The 23,104-nt window shown below is 70.7% G+C and carries 21 protein-coding genes and 1 tRNA gene; 10 read left to right on the top strand and 12 right to left on the bottom strand.

All coding sequences use genetic code 11. The annotated features are described in order from the left end of the window. Positions 1-47: 47 nt before the first annotated feature. From ftsX to prfB, 3 genes are all read right to left on the bottom strand, one after another. Positions 48-965, bottom strand: a complete 918-nt coding sequence (ftsX, locus tag BW982_RS00630) for a permease-like cell division protein FtsX (RefSeq protein WP_076490189.1) — start codon at positions 963-965, stop codon at positions 48-50. Further along, positions 962-1,954: a cell division ATP-binding protein FtsE gene (ftsE, locus tag BW982_RS00625; protein WP_076490188.1), complete on the bottom strand. Its 993-nt coding sequence runs from the start codon at positions 1,952-1,954 to the stop codon at positions 962-964. Before ftsE ends, ftsX begins: the two co-directional genes overlap by 4 nt. A 102-nt stretch (positions 1,955-2,056) precedes the next feature. After that, a complete protein-coding gene (gene prfB / locus BW982_RS00620; RefSeq protein ID WP_076490187.1) occupies positions 2,057-3,169 on the bottom strand; it encodes a peptide chain release factor 2 in 1,113 nt (370 codons plus the stop codon). Here prfB and BW982_RS00615 point away from each other — a divergent pair. After that, positions 3,168-4,463, top strand: coding sequence for an MFS transporter (locus BW982_RS00615; RefSeq protein WP_254845502.1), 1,296 nt, complete (start codon positions 3,168-3,170; stop codon positions 4,461-4,463). The genes prfB and BW982_RS00615 overlap by 2 nt on opposite strands. 63 nt (positions 4,464-4,526) lie before the next feature. Next, positions 4,527-5,162 carry a YoaK family protein gene (locus BW982_RS00610; protein ID WP_076490185.1) on the top strand — a complete coding sequence of 212 codons (636 nt, stop codon included), beginning with the start codon at positions 4,527-4,529 and terminating at the stop codon, positions 5,160-5,162. Between the two features lie 28 nt (positions 5,163-5,190). Here BW982_RS00610 and BW982_RS00605 read toward each other — a convergent pair whose 3' ends face one another. Then, positions 5,191-6,219: an NADPH:quinone reductase gene (locus tag BW982_RS00605; protein ID WP_076490184.1), complete on the bottom strand. Its 1,029-nt coding sequence runs from the start codon at positions 6,217-6,219 to the stop codon at positions 5,191-5,193. A gap of 128 nt (positions 6,220-6,347) precedes the next feature. On the opposite strand from BW982_RS00605, the gene BW982_RS00600 reads away from it, so the two are divergent. Beyond that, positions 6,348-6,429, top strand: a tRNA-Leu gene (locus BW982_RS00600). A gap of 51 nt (positions 6,430-6,480) precedes the next feature. Next, positions 6,481-7,227 carry a DedA family protein gene (locus BW982_RS00595; protein ID WP_083696562.1) on the top strand — a complete coding sequence of 249 codons (747 nt, stop codon included), beginning with the start codon at positions 6,481-6,483 and terminating at the stop codon, positions 7,225-7,227. 9 nt (positions 7,228-7,236) lie between these two features. On the opposite strand, the gene BW982_RS00590 is transcribed toward BW982_RS00595, so the two are convergent. Then, positions 7,237-8,100: a non-homologous end joining protein Ku gene (locus BW982_RS00590; protein ID WP_076490182.1), complete on the bottom strand. Its 864-nt coding sequence runs from the start codon at positions 8,098-8,100 to the stop codon at positions 7,237-7,239. A 214-nt stretch (positions 8,101-8,314) separates the two neighbouring features. On the opposite strand from BW982_RS00590, the gene BW982_RS00585 reads away from it, so the two are divergent. After that, entirely contained in the window at positions 8,315-10,696 is a 2,382-nt protein-coding gene (locus BW982_RS00585; RefSeq protein WP_076490181.1) for an ATP-dependent DNA ligase, read from the top strand. 3 nt (positions 10,697-10,699) lie between these two features. Here BW982_RS00585 and BW982_RS00580 read toward each other — a convergent pair whose 3' ends face one another. The 4 genes from BW982_RS00580 to murI all read right to left on the bottom strand — a co-directional run bounded on the left by BW982_RS00580 (position 10,700) and on the right by murI (position 13,879). Further along, positions 10,700-11,617, bottom strand: coding sequence for a cation diffusion facilitator family transporter (locus BW982_RS00580; RefSeq protein WP_076490180.1), 918 nt, complete (start codon positions 11,615-11,617; stop codon positions 10,700-10,702). 86 nt (positions 11,618-11,703) lie between these two features. Next, on the bottom strand, positions 11,704-12,300 hold the full coding sequence (gene rdgB, locus BW982_RS00575) for an RdgB/HAM1 family non-canonical purine NTP pyrophosphatase (protein WP_076490179.1): 597 nt from the start codon (positions 12,298-12,300) through the stop codon (positions 11,704-11,706). Position 12,301: 1 nt separating this feature from the next. Then, the gene (rph, locus tag BW982_RS00570; protein ID WP_076490178.1) at positions 12,302-13,027 is read right to left on the bottom strand and encodes a ribonuclease PH; all 726 of its coding nucleotides are present in this window, start codon (positions 13,025-13,027) and stop codon (positions 12,302-12,304) included. Positions 13,028-13,060: 33 nt separating this feature from the next. After that, positions 13,061-13,879: a glutamate racemase gene (gene murI / locus BW982_RS00565; RefSeq protein ID WP_076490177.1), complete on the bottom strand. Its 819-nt coding sequence runs from the start codon at positions 13,877-13,879 to the stop codon at positions 13,061-13,063. 206 nt (positions 13,880-14,085) lie between these two features. On the opposite strand from murI, the gene BW982_RS00560 reads away from it, so the two are divergent. Next, entirely contained in the window at positions 14,086-15,408 is a 1,323-nt protein-coding gene (locus tag BW982_RS00560) for a nicotinate phosphoribosyltransferase (protein ID WP_076490176.1), read from the top strand. Between the two features lie 167 nt (positions 15,409-15,575). Next, positions 15,576-16,085: a hypothetical protein gene (locus tag BW982_RS00555; protein WP_076490175.1), complete on the top strand. Its 510-nt coding sequence runs from the start codon at positions 15,576-15,578 to the stop codon at positions 16,083-16,085. Between the two features lie 12 nt (positions 16,086-16,097). On the opposite strand, the gene BW982_RS00550 is transcribed toward BW982_RS00555, so the two are convergent. The 3 genes from BW982_RS00550 to BW982_RS18620 all read right to left on the bottom strand — a co-directional run bounded on the left by BW982_RS00550 (position 16,098) and on the right by BW982_RS18620 (position 19,809). Next, a complete protein-coding gene (locus BW982_RS00550; RefSeq protein WP_076490174.1) occupies positions 16,098-16,364 on the bottom strand; it encodes a DUF3039 domain-containing protein in 267 nt (88 codons plus the stop codon). An 83-nt stretch (positions 16,365-16,447) separates the two neighbouring features. Further along, positions 16,448-17,974, bottom strand: coding sequence for a hypothetical protein (locus tag BW982_RS00545; RefSeq protein WP_175611000.1), 1,527 nt, complete (start codon positions 17,972-17,974; stop codon positions 16,448-16,450). Positions 17,975-17,985: 11 nt separating this feature from the next. Then, complete coding sequence (locus BW982_RS18620; protein ID WP_368483017.1) at positions 17,986-19,809, bottom strand: ABC transporter ATP-binding protein; 1,824 nt, start codon at positions 19,807-19,809, stop codon at positions 17,986-17,988. Between the two features lie 196 nt (positions 19,810-20,005). On the opposite strand from BW982_RS18620, the gene BW982_RS00535 reads away from it, so the two are divergent. From BW982_RS00535 to BW982_RS00525, 3 genes are all read left to right on the top strand, one after another. Next, positions 20,006-20,698, top strand: a complete 693-nt coding sequence (locus BW982_RS00535; RefSeq protein ID WP_076490172.1) for a phosphocholine cytidylyltransferase family protein — start codon at positions 20,006-20,008, stop codon at positions 20,696-20,698. Between the two features lie 56 nt (positions 20,699-20,754). Beyond that, positions 20,755-21,684: a hypothetical protein gene (locus tag BW982_RS00530; RefSeq protein ID WP_076490171.1), complete on the top strand. Its 930-nt coding sequence runs from the start codon at positions 20,755-20,757 to the stop codon at positions 21,682-21,684. Between the two features lie 70 nt (positions 21,685-21,754). Beyond that, positions 21,755-23,086 (top strand): maltokinase N-terminal cap-like domain-containing protein, encoded by a 1,332-nt coding sequence (locus BW982_RS00525; RefSeq protein WP_076490170.1) that lies wholly within the window; start codon positions 21,755-21,757, stop codon positions 23,084-23,086. Positions 23,087-23,104: the final 18 nt, after the last annotated feature.

Genomic DNA, 23,104 nt, shown 5'->3' with positions numbered 1-23,104 from the left:
CCACCTCCTCATGATTCCGGGCACACAGAGCCTGTCAGTCTACGCGATCAGGCGCGCAGCCAGCGGCGGATCGCGAAGCTCGCGCTCAGCGCCGCCAACAGCACGCCCAGAACGATGATCACCGGCACCACGATCGCGATGTCCGACACCCCCACCCACGAGGTGATGAACGAGATCCGATCACGCAGGTACTGGTTGACTCCGACCTCGACGATCCCCCAGACGGCGACGCTCGCGAGAGCCGAACCGATCAGCGCGGCCAGCACACCCTCGAGCACGAACGGCGTCTGGATGAACCTGTTCGACGCGCCCACGAGTCGCATGATGCCGAGTTCCCGCCGGCGGGCGAAGGCCGACAGACGGATCGTGGTGGCGATCAGCAGCACCGCGGCGATGAGCATCAGACCGGCGATACCGACGGCGACATAGGTCGCGACGGTCAGCGTCTGGAACAGCGGCTCCAGGTACTGCATCTGGTCGGTGACCTCCTCGACGCCGGCCTGGTTGCTGAAGGCCTCGGCGATCACGTCCGACTGGCTCTGATCGACCAGGTTGATGCTGAAGGTCGCGTTGAACTGGTCGGCCGTGACGACGTCCGCGATGTCGGCGGACAGCAGACCCTTCGCGTTCTCGAACGCCTGATCGCTGGTCTGGAAGGTGAAGTTGCGGATCAGCGGGGCCAGCGAAGGGCCCTCGAGCGTCGCCTGAACCTGGTCGATCTGATCCTGACTGGCGGCCTCGCCCGCCGCGCATGACGGCTTGTCGGAGACCGTGGAGCACATGAAGACGGCGACCTGAGCGCGATCGGCCCAGTACGACTGCATCTTGCCGATCTGCATCTGCATGAGCATGGCGGCGCCGACGAACGTGAGGGAGACGAACGTGACCAGGATGACGGAGATGACCATCGAGGCGTTGCGACGCAAGCCGGAGAACGCCTCCGAGAGGATGAGACCGAATCTCATGAGGTGGGTCCCACTTCGTCGTCGCGATCGTTCTTGTCGGCGAGGCCGAGGCGGTCGGCGAGGCCGAGCGCATCGACGTCGGGAGTCGTGACGGGCACCGATCGCGTGTGCGTCGGGGGCTCGGGCGCCGTCTCGGACGCCGTCGCGGCGCGTTCCGCCTCGACGCGCTGGGCTTCCTCGAGGTTCAGCGGCTCGACGGCACCGGTGATGTGCGCGACCTCGCGCTGCACCTCGAGGACGGCCGTCAGGGCGGCGACCGCCGCCGCGCCCTTCTCGACCTCGGGGGCGAGCCGGGGCAGTCCGGACGTGTCGCCGTAGCCGCCGCGCCGCTCGTCACGGACCATCTCGCCGTTGCGGAGCTCGATCACGCGGCGCTGCATCTGGTCGACGAAGCCGGCCTCGTGCGTGGCCATGACCACGGTCGTGCCGCCGGCGTTGATGCGAGCCAAGAGCTGCATGATGTCGATGGACGTGCCGGGATCCAGGTTTCCGGTCGGCTCGTCGGCGAGCAGCACCTGGGGGCGGTTCACGAGGGCGCGCGCGATCGCGACGCGCTGCTGCTCACCGCCGGACAGCTCGTGCGGCAGGCGCTTCTCCTTGCCGTCGAGGCCCACGAGCGCGAGCACCTCGGGCACGGCCTGCTGGATGAAGCCGCGGGAAGCCCCTGTGACCTGCAGCGTGAACGCGACGTTCTGGTGGACCGTCTTGTTGGGCAGCAGCCGGAAGTCCTGGAACACCGAACCGATGTGACGCCGGAAATAGGGCACCTTCCGGTTCGACAGCGTGCGCAGGTCGCGCCCGAGGACGACGACCCTCCCCTCGCTGGGTGTCTCGGCCCGCAGGATGAGCTGCAGGCACGACGACTTCCCGGAGCCGGAGGCTCCCACGAGGAAGACGAACTCTCCGCGCTGCACCTCGAAGTCGACGGCGTTCAACGCCGGTCTCGTGGTGCCGCGATACCGCTTGGTGACGTTCTCGAACCGGATCATGGCTCGACGAGCCTAAGCGCGCGGCCCGCCCAGTCCGACAGGACGCGCCGGGTCGCGAAACCGCGAGAGTCCTATGGATGCCACGCCCGTGGCATCCATCACTCAGTCGTCGTCGTCCTTGCGCTTGCGCCAGCGGATGCCGGCCGCGATGAGGCCGTCCAGGTCGCCGTCGAAGACGACCGCGGGGTTGCCGACCTCGTATCCGGTGCGGAGGTCTTTCACCAGCTGCTGGCCGTAGAGGAAGTAGGAGCGCATCTGATCGCCCCAGCTCGCGGTGATCGTGCCCGCGAGCTCCTTCTTCTTGGCCGCCTCTTCTTCACGCTTGAGCAGCAGCAGGCGGGTCTGCAGGACGCGCATGGCGGCGGCGCGGTTCTGGATCTGCGACTTCTCGTTCTGCATCGAGACGACGAGCCCGGTCGGGATGTGCGTGATGCGCACGGCGGAGTCGGTCGTGTTGACCGACTGGCCGCCGGGGCCCGACGAGCGGAACACGTCGACGCGGATGTCGCCTTCGGGGACCTCGACCTCGACGGCCTCTTCCATGACGGGGATGACCTCGACGGCGGCGAAGCTGGTCTGACGCTTGTCGGCGCCGCCGAACGGGCTGATGCGCGCGAGGCGGTGGGTACCGGCCTCGACCGACAGCGTGCCGTAGGCGTAGGGGACGTCGATCTCGAACGTGGCCGACTTGATCCCCGCGCCCTCGGCGTAGGAGGTGTCCATGACCTTGACGGGGTACTTGTGACGCTCGGCCCAGCGCAGGTACATGCGCAGGAGCATCTCGGCGAAGTCGGTCGCGTCGTCGCCGCCCGCGCCGGAGCGGATCGTGACGACCGCGGATCGCGCGTCGTACTCGCCGTCGAGGAGGGTCTGCACCTCGAGCTGGCCGATCACGTCGCGGAGCGACGCGAGTTCTTTGCGCGCCTCGTCGGCGGACTCCTCGTCCTCCATCTCGTTGGCGAGCTCGACGAGCACCTCGAGGTCGTCGAGACGCTGCTCGATCTCGGTGATGCGCTTGAGCTCGGCCTGACGGTGGCTGAGGCGGCTGGTGACCTTCTGGGCGTTGTCGACGTCGTCCCAGAGGTCGGGAGCGCCCGCCTCTTCGTTCAGGCGTTCGATGTCGGCGGTGAGTGCGTCGACGTCGACCACGGCCTGAATATCGGCGAAGGTCGAGCGCAGCGCCTGGATGTCGGCGGCAAGGTCCAGTTCGAGCATGACACTCCAGCCTATCGTGGAGACGATGACGAGCGACTCCCCCCGCGATGTGCTGGTCCGCTTCGCACCGATGATCTACGGCCCCACGCTCCTCTTCGCCCTCGGCGAGGGGGCCGTGATCCCGTTGATCCCGGTGATCGCCAGCCGTCTGGGCGCGGATGTCGCGCTCGCGGCGCTGATCGCGGCCGCGCTGGTGGTCGGGCAGCTGTGCGGCAACATCCCGGCGGGGTGGGCGGTGGCGCGGTTCGGAGAGCGCCTCACCATGGGCGTCGCCGGCATCGTCATCCTCGGCGGTCTCGTCGGCGTGGTGTTCGCGAACTCGCTCGCCGTGTTCGCGGCAGCGGTGTTCCTGATCGGATTCTGCGCGGCATCCTTCGCCCTCGCCCGACACTCGTTCATGACGACGCGCGTTCCGCTGCATTTCCGCGCACGGGCCCTGTCACTCCTGGGCGGCACGTTCCGCCTCGGCATGTTCGTCGGCCCGTTCATCTCCGCCGCCCTCCTCGGGATCTTCGGCGACGAGTCGGCCTCGATCGCGTTCTTCGCGGTGTGCCAGGTCGCGACGATCCTGCTGGTCTTCCTCGGCCCGGATCCGGAGCGCGCGATCGCCGCGCCGCCCACGGGAGCCTCCGGAGCGGTGGATGCCGAGGACACCGGCGAACCCGTCACCGGCTCGATCCCCGCGGTGGAGCGCACGGGGGTGTTCCGCACGATGTGGAGGTTCCGGGGGGTGCTCGCACGTCTGGGGTTGGCCGCCGCCTCGCTCTCGGCCGTCCGCTCGGCTCGCCAGGTCGTGCTGCCCCTGTGGGGGGTCTCCCTGGGCCTGGACGCCTCGTCGATCGCCGTGGTGGTGGGCGTCTCCGGCGCGATCGACTTCGCGCTGTTCTACGCCAGCGGCCAGGTCATGGACCGATTCGGCCGCCTCTGGGCCGCGCTCCCGGCGATGATCCTCATGGGCGCGGGGTTCTTCGCACTGTCCGTCACCCACGAGCTGGACAGCGCGTCGATGTGGTTCGCGATGTTCGCCGCCGTGCTCGGCGTCGGCAACGGCCTGTCCAGCGGCATCCTGCTCACCCTCGGTGCCGACATCGCCCCGCCGACCTATCCGGCGGCCTTCCTCGGATCGTGGCGCACGCTCACCGACGGCGGCGGTGCGATCGCCCCGGTCCTCATCTCGCTCGTGACCGCGGCGATCTCGCTTCCCGTCGCCGTCGCGGCGATGGGCGTGATCGCCGTCGCGGGGGCCGTCGGCTTCGTCCGCTGGGTGCCACGGTACGTGCCGCGCACGCGCTGATTTGGCCCGTGTGCGCCGCGCCGCCACGATGAGACGGGACGGGACACGAGAGGGGATGCCGTGATGAAGGACGTCGACCTCGGCTCGCTCGCCGTCTCCGGGGCGCTGGCCTCCGTCGCGGGGTTCGTCGACGCGATCGGCTTCCTCGACACCGGCGGTCTGTTCGTGTCGTTCATGAGCGGCAACTCCACCCAGGCGGCGGTCGAGGTGATCGGTCCGGGCGCGCTCATCGCGCTCGCGTCCGTCGGCATCATCGCGGCCTTCGTCGCCGGTGTGACCGCCGGCGGGGTCGCCACCACGCGCGTGTCGCGACCGCGGCCCTGGATCGTCGGCGGAGCGGCGGTCGTCGTGGGCTCGGCCGCGCTGCTCGCCCTCGGCGGGTCCGCGACCCTGTGGCGGGCCGGTCTCCTCGCCGCCGCGATGGGGGCGCTGAACACGCTGTTCCTCGCCGATGGCCGTGCGCGCGTGGCGATCACCTACAGCACCGGAACACTGGTGAGCCTCGGTCTCGCGCTCGCATCGCTGGTCACGGGCGGTTCCCGGACGGCGTGGCGGCGTCCGCTGCTCCTCTGGGCGGCCCTCGTGACCGGCGCCGTCGTCGGCGCGCTGGCCCACCGGGCCGGCAGCACGGTCGCCCTCGCGCTCGCGAGCGCGGCCCTGGGCGCCTGCGCGCTCATCCTCGCTCGTCAGCCGAGGTGACTCCCCGAGCCCGAATCAGTGAGAACGGTCAGTCATCGGCGTCTGTGACCCGGATGAGCACCTTTCCCGTCTCGCCTGTCTCGACGGCGTCATGCGCCGCGGCCGTCTGATCCAGCGCGAACGATGTCAGCGGCAGTCCCGCGGATTCGCCCACGGGCAGCACCCCGTCGGCGACGGCGGCCGAGACGTCCTCCGCGGCCGCGAGCAGGGAGTCCTCGCCGACGGTGTAGAGCAGCAGGCCCTGCCAGCGCACGTTCTTCGCGAAGCTCTCGCGGACCGCCGCGGTGAACGTTCCGCCACCGTTGTCGGCGTAGTACCCGATCGAACCGTGGTTGGCCACGACCTCGACATCGAGTGCGGCGTTCTCGGCGATCGCCACCTCGACGACGTGGTCCACGCCGTGCGGGGCGAGATCGCGGATCGCATCGGCCAATGCATCGTCCGGGTAGCGCAGAACGTGGTGCGCACCGGCCGCGCGGGCGAGCTTCTCCTTCTCCGCGCTGCTGACCGTCGCGATCACGGTCGCCCCCGCCCAGACCGCGAGCTGGATCGCCGCGTGGCCCACGGCTCCGGCGCCGCCCTGCACGAGGACGAACCTGCCGTCGAGGGCTCCGGGTGTCAGCCGCGAGGGCCCGAACTCGTGGACGGTCAGGGCGCGGTGCGCCGTCATCGCGGGAACACCGAGGCTCGCTCCGAGTTCGAACGACGCCCCGTCGGCGAGCGGCACCGCGCGCGCCGCGGGGACGACGGAGTACTCGGCGGCGGTCCCGGTCGGCCGCTGATGCGCGGCCAGGTAGATCCACACGCGGTCACCGACGGCGAGACTCTCGACCCCCTCGCCCACGGCATCCACTGTTCCCGCGCCGTCCTGGTTCGGGGTGACCTCGTCGGCGACGAGCGGACGTCCGACCGTGGCGCGCGCCTTCCAATCGGTCGGATTGACGCCGGAGACGGCGATGCGCACCCTCACCTCACCCGGACCGGGTTCGGGGATCTCCCGATCGACGAGCGAGAGGACGGACGAGTCGCCGGGCGTGGAGTAGACGATGGCCTTCATACGAGGGTCAAGGGCGCCGGGCGCGTCGGCATTCCCGCGACACGCGCCCGCGGTCGGCGCAGAGCCGCCGCAGTTGACGGCGGCTTCACATGGAGCGCGGGACGCACAGCCCTAGAATGAGTCAATTCGCGGGAGTGGTGAAACCGGCAGACACGCAGGATTTAGGTTCCTGTGCCTTCGGGCGTGGGGGTTCAAGTCCCCCCTTCCGCACGGACATCCCTTCCACGACACCGTTTCTCCTGACCCGACGGGACCGATGTGATCCACTCCGCAGGCCTGCTCCCCTGGCTGGACCCGGCCGCCATCATCACCAACTCCCAGCCGTGGGCGCTCCTGGTGGTGTGCTTCATCATCTTCGCCGAGACGGGCCTGCTGATCGGCTTCCTCCTTCCCGGCGACACGCTTCTGATCATGGCCGGGCTGCTCTCGCACTCGACGCCGGCGGCACCCGACGGGGTGTTCGGCATCAACGCGTGGTGGGTCGCCCTGGCCATCGGTTTCGCCGCGTTCATCGGCGGCGAAGTCGGCTACTTCATCGGCCACAAGGCGGGGCCCTCGATCTTCGAGCGCAAAGACTCCGGCGTCTTCAGCCGAAAGAACGTGGAGCGCACGAACGCGTTCTTCGAGCGCTTCGGGGGCATCACCGTGATCCTCGCCCGCTTCGTGCCGGTCGTACGCACCTTCGCCCCCATCGCAGCCGGCGTGGGGCACATGCCGTGGCGCAAGTACTCGCTCTACAACCTGATCGGGGCCATCATCTGGGGTATCGGCCTGACGATGATCGGCTACGCCGTGGGCTACATCCCGTTCGTGCGCGACATCGTGACCGAGTACATCGACGTCATCCTGCTCGCCGCCGTCGCGGGAACGGCGATCTTCATCGCGGTGCACTACTTCCGCGAGCGCGCCGCCGCGAAGCGGGAAGCCGCGGCGGGCGTCCCCGCCGATCCCGCCTCCCTCGTTCTCGACCCCAAGACCCTGGAAGACGGCGACCACCGCGCTCACTGACCGCGGCGGCTACGACGCCTTCGACGCGTTCTTCTTCGACTCCGCCTTCTTCTTCGGCGCGGGTTCCCCGACCTTCTCGGCGCGAGCCGCGCGCGTGCGTTCGACGCTCGCGCGGAGGGCCTCCATCAGGTCGATGACCTCCCCGCCGTCGTCACCGGCATCCTGCTCTCCGAAGGTGGCGGCGGTGTCGATGGCATCCCCCTGCTCGAGCTTGGCGTCGATGAGCGTCCGGAGCTCGCGCTGGTACTCATCGCCGAACTCGTCGGGGTCGAAGTCCTTGGAGAAGCTCTCGACGAGCGAGGCCGACATCTCCAGCTCCTTCGCCGAGATACGGACGTCCTCGTCGAGCGAGGGAAACTCCGCGGCGCGCACCTCGTCGGCCCACAGCAGGGTCTGGAGCACGAGAACGTCGCCCCGTGTGCGCAGGGCCGCAAGCCGCGTCTTCTGGCGCAACGAGAACCGCACGATCGCGGTGCGGTCGGTCTGTTCGAGGGTCTTCCGCAGCAGGACGTAGGCCTTGGGCGAGACGGAGTCCGGCTCGAGGTAGTAGGCCTTGTCGAGCGTGAGCAGGTCGACCTGATCGCTCGGGACGAACTCGACCACCTCGATCTCGCGGCTGCGCTCGCTCGGGAGCGACGCGAGGTCGTTCTTGGTCAGCACCACCGTCTGCTCGCCGTCGTCGTACGCGCGGTCGATGTCCTGGTACGGGACGACCTCGCCGTCGACCTCGCAGATGCGCTGGTAGCGGATGCGTCCGCCGTCCTTGTTGTGCACCTGGTGGAGCGGCACGTCGTGGTCCTCGGTGGCGGAGTACACCTTGACGGGCACGTTGACGAGGCCGAAGGTCAGCGCGCCTTTCCAGATCGATCGCATGCGTCCAGTGAACACCCCCGGCACCCCGGATGCCGAGACCCTTGCGCTGGGGTCCTCCCCCGCCGGCCCATGTCCCGCGCTCCGGAACACTTCGGGTAGTTGCAGGTCGGCGGCGCCCCCCGACGCCGGATCACCCCTCAGATCCGGAGCGCGGCACGCGGGTGCGGCGCAAGCCCCACGACATCCGCCAGCGTGACCGCTCTACGCTGGGGCGATGACCGAGCAGACGGTGCGCATCGACGGCCGCCGGCTGCGCCTGTCGAACCTCGACAAGGTGCTCTACCCCGAGACGGGGACCACCAAGGGCGAGGTCATCGACTACTACAGTCGCATCGCCCCCCGTCTGCTCCCCCACGTCCGCGGCCGTCCGGTGACGCGAAAGCGCTGGCCCGACGGGGTGGGGACGGCGACCGAGCCGGGTGAGCCCTTCTTCGCGAAGGCGCTGGAGCCCGGAGCTCCGGACTGGATGCCACGGCATCCCATCGATCATTCGTCGGGCGCGAAGGACTATCCGCTGGTCGAGGACGTCCCGGCGCTGGTGTACCTCGCCCAGGTGGCGAGCCTCGAGCTGCACGTGCCGCAGTGGCGCTTCGACGGCGACGGGGTCCGACAGAATCCCGACCGCATCGTCCTGGACCTGGACCCGGGGCCCGGCGTCGGACTCGCGGAGTGCGCCGAGGTCGCCCGATGGGCGCGGGCGATCCTGCTCGACATCGGCCTCGACCCGCAGCCGGTCACCAGTGGGAGCAAAGGCATCCATCTCTACGCGCACCTCGACGGGACGCAGACGAGCGACGCGGTCAGCGCCGTCGCGAAGGAGCTGGCCCGGGCGATCGAGGCCGATCACCCCGACCTCGTCGTGAGCCAGATGTCCAAGGCCGCGCGCCCCGGCAGGGTGTTCATCGACTGGAGCCAGAACAACGGCTCGAAGACGACCATCGCGCCGTACTCGCTGCGCGGCCGTGCCGAGCCGACCGTCGCCGCCCCGCGCACGTGGGAGGAGCTCGACGACCCGGGCCTGCGCCACCTGCTCTTCGCCGAGGTGCTCGAGCGTTCCGGCGATCCGCTGGCGGCGGTCGACCCCGTCGACGGCCTTCTCCGCGCGTACATCGCCAAGCGCACGGCCGGGCGGACACCCGAGCCGATGCCCGACGCCCCGCACCCCGCGGCGGCAGGAGAAGGCCGCCCCAGGTTCGTGATCCAGGAGCACCACGCATCGCGGCTGCACTGGGACCTGCGTCTCGAACGCGACGGCGTGCTGGTCAGCTGGGCGGTCCCCAAGGGCGTTCCGGCGACGACGGGGAGGAACAGCCTCGCCGTGATGACCGAAGACCACCCGATGCAGTACCTCGACTTCGCGGGTGAGATCCCCCGCGGACAGTACGGCGCGGGAACGATGACCGTCTGGGACACCGGCACCTACGAGCTCGAGAAGTGGCGCGACGACGAGGTCATCGCGACTCTGACCGGTGACCCCGACGGTCCGCTCGGCCGAGTCCGCCTCGCCCTCATCCGCACGGAGGGCTCGGGCGAGAAGTCGCAGTGGCTGCTCCACCGGATGAAGACGGATGCCGACGGCCGCCCGCAGAGCGAAGGGGAAGTCGTCGTTCCCGCCGCTCCCCCTGCCGCCGACCTGCGCCCCATGCTCGCCACCGCCTCCACCTCGGGCCTGGCCCGCGCCTCCGCCGCGCGCTGGGGCCGCGAGTGGGTGGAGATGAAGTGGGATGGCATCCGCGGCATCGGCATCTGGGACGGTAAGCACCTGCGCCTGCGGTCGCGCAACGGCAACGACCTCACCGCCGCCTATCCCGAGCTCACCTCCGTAGAGCTCGGCCTGGGTTCGGCACCCGCCGTGATCGACGGTGAGATCGTCGCCCTCGACGCGCACGGGCGCCCGAGCTTTCCGCTGCTGCAGAAGCGCATGAACCTCGCCCAGGCGCGCGACATCGCGCAGGAGGCCGCCCGGACCCCGGTGCAGCTGTACCTTTTCGACGTGCTCGAAGCGGACGGTCGGGACGTCACGGCGTTGCCGCTCGCCGAGCGCCGTAGGGTCCTCGAACACCTCGCCGCGAACGCCGCGTCCGTCGTCGTGGTCCCCCCGGTCTTCGACGATGTCGAGGCGGCGCTGGCGGCGAGCGGGCGATTCGGGCTCGAGGGCATCGTCGTGAAGGACCCGCACGCCCCGTACCGGCGGGGTCAGCGCTCCGACCGCTGGCTCAAGGTCAAGCACTCGCGCACGCAGGAGGTCGTCATCGGCGGCATCCGGCCCGGGAAGGGCAACCGCGCGGGCACGATCGGTTCGCTCCTGGTCGGTGTGCCGTCGGCGGACGGCCTGCAGTACGCCGGGCGGGTGGGCTCGGGCTTCGGCGAACAGACGCTCGCGCGCCTGACGGAACAGCTGGAGCCGCTCCGGACGGATGCCGACCCGTTCGTGGGCGTCCCCGCGGCGGACGCGCGCGATGCCCTGTGGGTGCGCCCCGTGCTGGTGGGCGAGGTGGAGTTCGCGGAGTTCACGCCCGGTGGCATCCTGCGCCAGGCGCGCTGGCGGGGGCTGCGGCCCGACAAGGACCCGGCCGAGGTCGTCCGGGAGGGCTGAGCGTCAGGCGTGCTGCGCGTCGTGCTCGACGTGACCGGCGGGTTCGAGCTGGAACGTGGAGTGCTCGACGTCGAAGTGGTCGGCGAGGCACGTCTGGAGGGATGCCAGAATCCGCGACGCCCGACCGTCGGTCAGGGCAGCCTCCTCCACGACGACGTGGGCGCTGAACACCGGGGCTCCGCGCGTGAGCTGCCACACGTGGACGTCGTGCACGTCGACGACGCCGTCGGCCCCGCGCAGGTGCTCGCGGATCTCGGCCACGTGCACGCCCGTCGGCGCGGACTCGGTCAGCACCGCCATGACCTCGCGCAGCAGCCCGATGGCCCGCGGGACGATCATCACCGCGATGAACAGCGAGGCGATGGCATCCGCCTGCACGAACCCGGTCGTGACGATGACGATGGCCGCGACGATCACCGCCGCGGATCCGATCAGGTCGCCGAGCACCTCGAGGTACGCACCGCGCACGTTGATGCTGCGCTTCTGCGCGCGGCCCAGCAACCACGTCGACACGGCGTTCGCGAGCAGCCCCACGACGGCGACCACGAGCATCAGGCCACCCTGGACCTCGGCCTCGGCGGGAGCGAGCAGCCGCTGCACGGCTTCGAACGCGACCCACAGGCTCAGGACGATGAGCACGATGCCGTTCACGAGCGCCCCGAGCACCTCGGCACGTTGGTACCCGAACGTGCGGCGGTCGTCAGCGGGACGCGCCGCGATCGCCGTCGCGATGAGCGCGACCACCAGCGCCGCGGCATCGGTGAACATGTGCGCGGCGTCAGCCAGCAGTGCGAGCGAGCCGGTGAGGATCGCGCCGACGACCTGCACGATCATCACGGTCGCCGTGAGGCTCAGGGCGATCGCGAGCAGCCGTCGGTGTCCGGCATCGCGGATGCCGCCGGCGGGCGCGTGATCGTGCATGGATCCAGGCTAGAGCCGGATCCGCGGATGCAGAGGCGTTTCGGGCTAGTCGGGAATGAGAGCGGTTTTCGCTCTCGGCGCGGGTGTCAGAGCGTCCGCAGCAGCGGCACGAGGCGGCCGAACGCCCGCGCCCGGTGCGACTGGGCGTTCTTCTCCTCCGCCGACCATTCGCCGACCGTTCGCTCCGCGCCGGCATCCTGTCCGTCCGGGATGAAGATCGGGTCGTAGCCGAAGCCGCCGGGACCCGCGGGCGCCGTCGCAAGACGCCCGGGCCACCGTCCCTCGACCGTGTCCTCGGTGCCGTCGGGGCGCACCAGCGCGATCACCGACACGAACTGCGCCGTGCGGTGCGGGTCGGCCACATCGGACAGCTGGTCGAGGAGCAGCTCGAGGTTGGCCGCGGCATCCTTCTTGTGCCCCGCCCAGTAGGCCGAGAAGACGCCGGGCGAACCGCCCAGCACGTCCACCACGACGCCGGAGTCATCGGCCAGGGCCGGAAGCCCCGTGTGCGCCGCAGCCGCGCGGGCCTTGATGAGGGCGTTGGCGGCGAAGGTCACGCCGTCCTCGACCGGCTCGGGGCCGTCGTACGCGACGACCTCGAGGTCGGGACGGGTGGCGGCGACGATCGCCTGGAACTCCTCGACCTTGTGCGGGTTGTGCGTGGCCAGGACGACGCGGGCCACGTCAGCCCTCCAGCGCCGCGGTCTGCAGGTCGCGCAGCTGCGCGCAGCCGTTGACGCCGAGCTCCAGCAGCTGGTCGAGTTCGCGCTTGTCGAACGGCGCGCCCTCGGCGGTGCCCTGCACCTCGACGAACAGACCGCGGCCGGTGACCACGACGTTCATGTCGGTCTCGGCGCGGACGTCCTCGACGTAGGCGAGGTCGAGCATGGGGGTGCCGTCGATGATGCCGACCGACACGGCGGACACCGAGTCCACGAGCACCTCGGACCGCTGCGCGATGAACTTCTTCTCGCGACCCCAGGCGATGGCATCCGCGAGGGCGACGTACGCGCCCGTGATCGCGGCGGTGCGGGTGCCGCCGTCGGCCTGCAGCACGTCGCAGTCGATGACGATCGTGTTCTCACCCAGAGCCTTCGTGTCGACGACGGCCCGCAGCGCGCGGCCGATGAGTCGCGAGATCTCGTGCGTGCGGCCACCGACCTTGCCCTTGATGCTCTCGCGGTCGTTGCGGCTGTTCGTCGCGCGCGGCAGCATCGCGTACTCGGCCGTGACCCAGCCCTTGCCCTTGCCGGTGAGCCAGCGCGGCACGCCGTTCGTGAACGAGGCGGTGCACAGCACCTTCGTGCCGCCGAAGGTGATGAGCGCCGAGCCCTCGGCGTGCGCGGACCACCCCCGCTCGATGGTCACGGGGCGCAGCTGGTCGTCGGTCCGGCCGTCTTTGCGGGTCATGGGTCCTCCTCAGGACGGAATGGATGCCACGCCTCAGCGCGGCAGGTCGATGGCGCCGGTCTGCACCAGCTGCACGTCGCGGATCTCGCGACCCATCAGGCGGTGCGCGAGGCGCACGAACTCGTCGGCCGAGGCGCCCGTCGCCTCGTAACGGTGGGTGGGGACGGCATCCGGTCCGGCGAGCAGGTCACCGGACACGAGCTGGCGGTACACGTCCTTCGCGGTCTCGCTGTCGCTCGAGACCAGGCTCACCTCGGGGCCCATCACGTAGCTGATGGCGCCCTCCAGGAACGGGTAGTGCGTGCACCCGAGGACGAGCGTGTCGACGCCGGCGCGGCGGAGCGGCACGAGGTACTCCTCGGCGACCGCGAGAACCTCGGGCGAGTCGGTGACCCCCGCCTCGACGAACTCGACGAACCGCGGTGCCGCCTCGGCGAAGACGGTGAGACGCTCGTTGACCTCGAGCATGTCCTGGTAGGCGCGTGAGCCGATCGTGCCGACGGTGCCGATCACACCGATCCGACCGTTGCGGGTCGTCGACATCGCCGTGCGCACCGCCGGACCGATGACCTCGACCACGGGAACGTCGTAGCGCTCGCGGGCGTCGCGGAGCATGGCGGCGGATGCCGTGTTGCAGGCGATCACGAGCATCTTCACGCCCTGTTCGACCAGGGTGTCCAGCACCTCGAGCGCGTACCGACGGACGTCGGCGATCGGCTTCGGCCCGTAGGGCGAGCGCGCGGTGTCGCCGATGTAGAGGATCGACTCCCGCGGCAGCTGCGCCGAGACCGCGCGGGCGACGGTGAGACCACCGACCCCGGAGTCGAAGATGCCGATCGGCGCGTCGTTCATAGGCATCCAGCCTACCCGGCGGCCGCTGCGCGGCCGGGTGGGACGGCTCGGCGTACCGGACTCCGGAGAATCCCGCCGATCAGCGGATCGGCGTCGGCAATGGCATCCGTCTCGAGCGAAAAGTCCGGAGTCCGGCACGGCGGACGACCGTGTCAAGCGCGATCGCGGGCCCAGGAAAGGCGCCGCGGCCGGAATAGGCTGGCGCGATGACCCGCAGTACGGCCCTCCTCACCGACCGCTACGAACTCACCATGCTCGATGCGGGGCTCCGTGACGGCACCGCGCACCGCCGCTGCGTGTTCGAGGTCTTCGGTCGACGCCTCTCCGGTGGCCGACGCTTCGGCGTCGTCGCCGGAACCGGGCGACTGCTCGACGCGATCCGCGACTTCCGCTTCGGCGACGACGAGCTCCGTTACCTGCGCGACAACCGGATCGTGGATGCCGGCACCCTCGACTACCTCGCGGCGTACCGCTTCACGGGCTCGATCACGGGCTACCGCGAAGGCGAGGTCTACTTCCCCGGTTCGCCGCTGCTCACGATCGAGGGGACGTTCGCCGAGGCCGTGATCCTCGAGACGCTCGCCCTGAGCGTGCTGAACTTCGACTCCGCGGTGGCGACCGCGGCCGCTCGGATGAGCGTCGCCGCGGGCGACCGCCCGCTCGCCGAGATGGGGTCGCGTCGAGCCGGCGAGGAGTCCGCCGTCGCGGCAGCCCGCGCCGCCTACATCGCCGGGTTCTCGGCCACGAGCAATCTCGAGGCGGGCCGCCGCTGGGGCGTCCCGACCATGGGCACCGCAGCCCACGCCTGGACGCTGCTGCACGACAGCGAGGAGGACGCGTTCCGGTCGCAGATCGACGCGCTCGGCGCCGGAACGACGCTGCTCATCGACACGTACGACATAGCCCAGGGCGTTCGGACGGCGGTGCACGTGGCCGGCACGGAGCTGGGTGGAGTGCGCATCGACTCCGGAGACCTCCCGATCGTCGCCGGGGAGGTGCGCACGCTCCTCGACGAGCTCGGTGCCACCGGGACGCGCATCACCGTCACGAGCGATCTCGACGAGTTCGCCATCGCCGCCCTCGCCGCCGCACCCGTCGACAGCTACGGCGTCGGCACATCGGTCGTGACGGGATCGGGCACACCCACCGCGGGACTGGTCTTCAAACTGGTGGCGCGCGCCGCGGCGGACGGGTCGTGGGTCCCGGTCGCGAAGGCCTCGGCTCAGAAGGCCTCGCACGGCGGCCGTAAAGCCGCGTTCCGCACGCTCGACGGCGGAACGGCCACGTCGGAGCTGATCGTCGTGAGCGAGGGCTTCGAAGAACTCGCGACGGCCGCCGAGCACCCCGACGCCCGGGCGCTCCAGGTCCCTCTCGTCGTGGCCGGCGAACCCGACACCGCGGCCCTCGGGCCGGAGGGAGTGAACGCGGCGCGCGTGCACCACGCCCGCGTGCGCGAGGAACTGCCCGTACGCGCGCTCGCACTGAGCCGCTCCGAGCCGGCACTGCCCACCGAGTACGCGGAAGCCTGAGCTCGCGGCCGACGCGCGAGGGCGAAAGCCCCGACGACTCGGGTGAGATTCTCGGGCCGGCCGATGAGAGCCGCCGCGACGGTGCCTAGCGTGGAAGCTCCGCCCTGCTCCTCCGGGCTCTTGAGCGCCCAGCGTTCGGGCGGTACACGCACCGAACGGAGAGTTCCATGCCCGACGATGCTCCGTCATCCCGCGGGGGCGACACCAGCCGCCGCGCCGTCCTTTCCAGCGCGGCGTGGGTCGCACCGGCGATCGCGGCGACGTTCGTGCCCGCCGTGGCGATGTCCGCCACGTCCGTACCGATCTCGAAGCTGCGGATCGGCGATGACTGGACCGTGACGGACGGCGGCAAGTACGACCCCGTCACGAACACCGTCCGCGGACCCCTCGCGATCTACGCCTCCGCCCATTACGACCAGAACATCACGTGGTGGCCGACGCGAGACCCGGAACCCGCGATGGTGCAGTACACCATCGAGATCGTGCCCCCGTCACCGGCCGTGCCCACGACCCTGGCGGGCCTGTTCACGATCGCGCTCGGCGGATACGCGCAGAACCTGAACTGGTACCCCGATGAGAACACCTATCCGATCGCCGCGGGAACCTACTCGGTCACGCTCACGATCTACGGCAGCGACGGCTCGACCTCGCGGACCACGACCATCACCCTCACCTGAGGCGCAGAGAGGTCACGTGTTGAGGGATTCGTAGATCTCTTTGCACTGCGGGCACACCGGGAACTTCTCGGGATCGCGGCCCGGGGTCCACTTCTTCCCGCACAGAGCGCGCACGGGCTTGCCCGTGAGAGCCGACTCGAGGATCTTGTCCTTCTTGACGTAGTGCGAGAACCGCTCGTGATCACCCGGCTCGATGTTCTCCTCGCGGATGAGCTCTTCGAGCTCGCGATCCAGGGTCGCGAGACCCCCGCTGTCCGGTCGGTCGAGAGGCGTGCTCATGGTCTGCCAGTGTAGCCGCGGACCGCGGGGCACGGACGGTTCTGCTGATCCGGCCCCGCCGGAGGTGGAGCTCCGTCGCCGCCTCAGGTGGCTTCGGCGAACTCCATGAGCCGTGTTCCCCGCCGCTCGAACTGCGCCGCTCCGGCCGCGACCCCGACCACGAAGACGACCACCCCGACACCGAGCCCCGCCCACAGCGCGGCGAAAGCATCGGCGGTATCGGATGCCACGGCCTGCCAGGCGAACCAGATCGACGGACTCGCCGCCACCACGGCTCCCACCATGACGAGCCCCTGCGACAGGACACCGCCCGAGCCGGTGCGCTGCGGCTGCTGGAAAGGACTGTCGCCCGGGCGGGACACGGCGTACGGAGCGACGACCGAGGCGACGCTCGACAGCCCCAGCCCCGAGAGGAGCAGAGCCGCGCAGACCCCCACGAGTGCGGGCGCGAAGGCCCACCGACCGTGCACGGCGATGGCGAGCGGGATCGCGATCGCCAGCAGAGGGAGGGCGATCAGGACGACCGGGACGAGGCGCCCCATCCGGTCGGGGAGACCGCGGACACCGCTGGCGATGTGCATCCAGAGCGCCGTGGAGTCGTATGCCAGATCGTTGTGCGGAAGCCACCCGAGGAAGAGGGCGATGATCGGCGCGGGGAGCAGGACGGCGTACTCGATCGGCACACCGGCCACTATCAGGGGGAGCGTCGTGAGCACCGCGGCGATCGGAACCACCACCACGTTGAGTACGTAGCGGCGATCCCGGAACCAGTACGACAGGCTCCGCGCGGCGACGGCGCCCCCGGGCGTGCCGGGGAGCAGCGCGAACCACCCCAGGCCTGCGCGCTCGCGGACCGTGAACGGGCGAGGCGTCGTCGTCAGCAGCACGCGGACGAGGACGAACCACGCGGACGCCAAGAGGGCCAGGGTCGCGAGCGACACGACGACACTCGCCGCGGCCGCGCCCGGGGTCGGAGCGAGTGCGATGTTCCACGCCGCCCCGATCGGCGTCCACCCGAGCACCTCGGCCGCGGACACCAGCTGCGACGGAACCGCTCCGCGCCACTCGAGTGAGCCGAGGAAGATCCCCACGGGCACGACCACGACGAGTACCGCGACGAGGTAGACGCCGAGCAGTTCGCGGGATTGGCGGGGGCGGCGCACCAGTGCGCCGAGGGCGAGACTCACTCGGGCCAAGAGCACGCACGTGGCCACGCCGAGGACGATCGACACGATCGCGGCGCCGACGGGAGCGCCTTGCGCGGTCCAGGCCACGGCGAGGGAGACGGCCAGGACGATCACCACGATCACGGGCACGCTGAAGAACCCCGCCAGCAGCAGCGCCGCCGCCAGCGGGCGCGGCTCGGGTCCGACGACGGCGAAGCGGCGCGGATCGAGCGGATCGACGGATGCCGTGACCGGCGGGGCGATGGCGAAGCCCAGGGTGACCGCTGACCCGGCGAGCACCGTCACCACCGCGGTGGTCAGACGGTCGGAATCCGCCAGGGCGACCACGTTGACAGCGGCGAAGACCGTGCCGACGACGAGGACGAACAGACCGACGGCGCGCCGCAGCACTTGATCCCGGTCGCCCCGAAGGGCGCCGAGCATCATCGCAAGCCTCAGGCGGAGAACGTGTGCAACCACTCGAGGCCCTCCACGTCGCCCAACCCGCCGGAGAGCTCGAGGAAACGCTGCTCGAGCGTCGACTCGCCGCGGACCTCATCGACGGTGCCCTCGGCGAGCACCTGTCCCGACACGATGACGGCGACACGCGAACACACGCGCTCCACCAGTTCCATGCCGTGACTCGACAAGATCACGGTGCCGCCGTGATCGACGTATGCGCGCAGGATGTCGAGGATGACCCCGCTGGAGACCGGATCGACGGCCTCGAAGGGTTCGTCGAGCACGAGCAGACGCGGCGAATGGATCATCGCCCCCGCCAGCATGACCTTCTTCGTCATTCCAGCCGAGTAGTCCGATACCGGACGACCGAGCGCCTCGACGAGGTCGAAGGCGCGCGCCAGATCGGCGGCCCGACTCTCGACCACCGGCGAGGGCAGACCGCGCAGCGCACCGTAGTACGACAGGAGCTGGCGGCCGGTGAGGCGGTCGAAGGTGCGCAGCCGGTCCGGGAGCACACCGATCAGCTTCTTGGCCGCGCGCGGGTGGCGCTTCGCGTCGACGCCGTTGATCTCGACCGTGCCGCCGTTGGAACGCAGAAGACCGGCGATGATCGAGAGCGTCGTCGTCTTGCCCGCGCCGTTCGGCCCGACGAGCCCATAGAACGATCCCGCGGGAACGGTCAGGTCGACACCGTCGACCGCACGCAGCTCGCCGAACGTCTTGGTGACGTTGCGCAGGCTCAGAGCCGGGACGTCACTCGCGACGGCCTGCTCGCCCGAGGCGTCGGGGCCCGCTGCGGCGCCGGCGACCTCGGCCGCGGACGCGTCCGGAGTCTCGGCCGACCCCGTCGCGGTGACGTCGGCCTCGAGCGGATCGGTGCCCTGTTCGGGCGCCGGCGACGGCTCCAGCGCGATGTCGGCGGGCATCGGATCGTCCGTCGATGCTTCGTCGGCGGTGATCTCCTCAGCGCGGAGGGACTCGCCCGTGCCGGACTCGTCCCCCGCCGGCTCCGCACCGGCCTCGGGCTCGTCGGCAACCAGCACCGGCTCCTGAACCGCGGGCACCGGCTCCTCGACCACCTGCTCCTCGGCCACGGGCTCCGGGTCGACCGCCGGCTCCTCAGCCACGGGCTCGATGGGGGCCGCATTCTCATCCGATGGGATGACGTCCCCCGGGGAAGGCTCTTCGACGGCCGTATCGGTACCGACCGCCGACTCGACGGCCGGTGGTTCCTCGACGACCTTCGGCTCCTCGACGGCGACGTCCGCCGGCGTGGGGTCGGAGACGGCGGGCGACGCACTCACGGGGGGCAGAGGGGGCCTCGGCGGCACGACGAGGTCGGTCGGCAGCGGCGGCGGCGGTCCCGGATCGACCATCGGGCTCGCGTCATCCGGCACCACCGATGCGGCCGTGCCCGGCACCGCCGGCTTCTTCCGGGGAGCGGCCGGCTTCTTCGCCGCCGGCGTGCGGGGCGTCGCGGGCTTCTTCGCCGCCGGTGTGCGCGGCGTCGCGGGTTTCCTCGCCGCCGGCGTGCGCGGCGTCGCCGGCTTCTTCGCCGCCGGCGTGCGCGGGCTGCGGGGCGCAGCTCCGGTGGAGGCGTTGCGTGCCGACGACGTTCGCGGCGTCGACTTCTTCACCTCCGGCGTGTCGTCGTCGGCCGCGGCATCCGAATCCGCCGTCGCACGCGGTGAAGCGGCGGCGGGACGTCGGGGCGTGCGCGGGCGAGGCGGGGGCGTGGGAGAGGCGTCGACGCTCGCCGCATCGTCCTCCGACCCAGCGGAGGCGGACTCAGGGGGCTGCGGCAGCGACGCTGTCATCGCTCCAAACTATCAACCCCCTCGGACACCCACCCGCGGGGTTGCCCGCGGAGCGCACACGGGCGGGTCATCACGAAAGGACAACGACGAGCGCGTATTGTCCACCTTCCCAGGCCCTCTGGCTAGCATGAATCCGACACGAAGGCGTGACTTTCCGGTGAACCGGAAACGACAACTCATCCCCCAGGAGCCTGCCTTGACCCTTCACATCGTCATTCTCGCTGCGGGCATGGGCTCGCGTTTGGGGAGGAGCCTCCCCAAACCGCTGACCGTGCTCGCCGACGGCCGCAGCATCATGCAGCAGCAGCACGACAACATCCGGGCGAACTTCGGCCGTACCGCCCGCATCACCACGGTCGTCGGCTATCGCGCGGAGACCGTCGTCGACGCGTTCCCGCGAGTCGACTACGTCTACAACGACCGCTACGACCTCACCAACACGTCGAAGAGCCTGCTCCGCGCCCTCTCGGTGACCGGGCGCGGCGGTGTGCTGTGGATGAACGGCGACGTCGTCTTCGACCCCGATGTGCTCGGCCGCGCGGCCGCGCTGATCGAGTCCGACCAGTCGTTCGTCACCGTGAACACCGCCAAGGTCAGCGACGAAGAGGTCAAGTACACCGTCGACGCCGAAGGCTTCGTCATGGAGCTCTCGAAGAGCGTCCGCGGTGGACTCGGCGAAGCCGTCGGCATCAACTACGTCTCGTCCCGCGACCGGAAGATCCTCCAGCGCCACCTCCAGCGGGTCGACGATCAGGATTACTTCGAACGCGGAATCGAACTCGCCATCGCCGAGGACGGAATGCGCGTCGAACCCCTCGACATCTCGGACCTGTACGCCGTCGAGGTCGACTTCGCCGAGGATCTGGAACGCGCAAACCTCTTCGTCTGATCGACGGCGCACGTCAAGGCCCGGCCGGCACCGGCGCGTCGGGGCAGGATGGAGACATGGCCGAGAAGGTGCATCGCATCCATTCCCTGCCCGACGACGCGCCCTGGAACGGAGGGCTGCCGCCGGCGGGCTCGGACGAGCATCCACGCACGATCCGGATGCTCGATCGTGTGCTGTCCGTGCAGCGCCCCGCGGTTCTCGCACACCTGCGGAGCGTCCGGCTGCGGCATCCCGACGCGTCGCCGCAGGAGATCCTGCGGATTCTCGAGCGTCGCTATCTCGCCGCCGTGACCACGGGCGGCGCGGCCGTCGGCGCGACAGCCGTCGTCCCCGGGATCGGCACCGGCGTCACGCTCGCACTGAGCGGCGTCGAGACGGTCGGGTTCCTGGAGGCCACGGCTCTGTTCGCGCAGTCGGTCGCGGAGGTGCACGGGGTCGCGGTCGAAGACCCCGACCGCGCGCGCGCCCTCGTCCTCACCCTGATGCTCGGCCAGGAGGGAACAGACCTCGTCGCCCAGCTCGCGGCGCAGGCGGCGGGTCGCGGGACGACCCGCTCCGGTTACTGGGGAGAACTCGTCACGAAGACGCTGCCCCGCGCGGCCGTCGGACCGCTGGTCGACCGGCTCAAGACCACGTTCGCCCGCCAATTCGCGGCCCGCGGCGGAGCATCGTGGCTCGGCAAGGCCCTCCCGTTCGGCGTCGGGGCCGTGGTGGGCGGTGCCGGCAACAACATCCTCGGCCGTCGCGTGCTCGTCACGTCGCGGCGGGCGTTCGGTGCTGCTCCCCCGACCCTCCCCCGCGACCTCGAACCGCGGCCCGGCGCCGACCGACTGGAGCGTCGTGCCGTCGGCGGTGTGCAGCGCGTCGGCGGCGCGATCGCGGGCGCCGTCGGATCCGCGGGCCGGCGAACGGGGTCGGTCGCCCGCAGGGCCCTCCCCCGTCGCTCGGACCGGAAGGGCGATGCACCGCCGTCCGAGAAGCCCTGACGTCTTGTCATCGACGGGGCTCGGGCGCAAGACCCGGGCGAACCTCGCCGGATCCCGTTAGCCTCGCCGCATGGGCGACCTTCTCGATCTCCTGACCGTGTGGATGCCGCGTCAGCGCTGGTACGGCACGAAGGGGCGCGATCCACGTCTGACCCTCGTCGCCGACGCGGAGTCGGTGATCCCCGCGACCCGGGTTCTCCTCGTCCGCGACGACGCCGTGTCGCCCGCGGCGGTCTACCAGGTGCCGGTGTCCCTGCGCGACCCGGAGACGGTGCTCCCGGGCAGTCTCATCGGGCCCGCGGACGACGGACGGGTGTGGGCGGATGCCGTGACCGACCCCGCGTTCACCGACCTGCTGTTCCAGCTGGTCACGGTCGGCGGGGCCGGATCCACCGCGCCGTCGAAGATCGTCGGCATCCCCCTGGCCGCGCGGTCCGCGAGTCCCGCCACCGACGTCCCGGCCCGGGTGTTGAGCGGGGAGCAGTCGAACACCTCGATCATCTTCCGCCCGGCCGGCGCGGCCCCGGTCATCTGCAAGCTCTTCCGGCAGGTCAACGACGGCGTGAACCCGGACGTCGAGCTGCAATCCGCGCTGGCCGCCGGCGGCGCCGCGTTCGTGCCCGCCGCGATCGGCGAGATCCGAGGCGAGTGGACCACGACGACAGGGGACGAGGTCACCGGCTCGCTCGCGTTCGCGCAGGAGTTCTTCGAGGGGGTCGAGGACGCGTGGCGCGTGGCTCTCTTGGCCGCTACCGCCGGCGACGATTTCACCGCGCCGGCCCGAGCGCTGGGCGGGAGCGTCGCGCGGATGCACGTGGCATTGGCCGACATCTTCCCCACGGTGGCCCCCGACGACCAGGTCCGTTCGCGTGTCGCCGCTGCCTGGGAGCGACGTCTGACGACCGCCCTGGCGGAGGTTCCCGCGCTCGCCCCTCATGCTCAACGCATCCGGGAGGTTTACGCGGACGCCGTCGCTGCGACATGGCCGCCCCTCCAGCGCGTGCACGGCGATCTGCACCTCGGGCAGGTGCTGCACACCCCCGCGAACGGCTGGGTGCTGCTCGACTTCGAGGGAGAGCCGCTCCGCCCGATCGCGGAGCGCCGCAGCCCCGACCTCGCCGTCCGGGACGTCGCCGGGATGCTGCGCTCGTTCGACTACGTGTCCGGCGCGGTGTCCGACGACGACGCGGCGGTGCGCGCGTGGGTCATCGCCGCACAGGAGGCGTTCCTGACCGGGTACGTCGAGACGATCGGCGCCGACCGGACGGCCCCGGACGCGCTCCTGGCCGCGTTCGAGCTCGACAAGGCCGTCTACGAGGCGATCTACGAGACGCGCAACCGTCCCGACTGGATCGGCATCCCTCTGGCCGCCATCGGCCGCCTGGCTCCGCTCACCACTTGACGAGACCCGCCGTCCCGC

Origin of the sequence: Microbacterium sp. RURRCA19A (assembly GCF_900156455.1) — a bacterium.
Lineage (GTDB): Bacteria > Actinomycetota > Actinomycetes > Actinomycetales > Microbacteriaceae > Microbacterium.
This window is presented reverse-complemented; position numbering and strand designations above follow the sequence as displayed.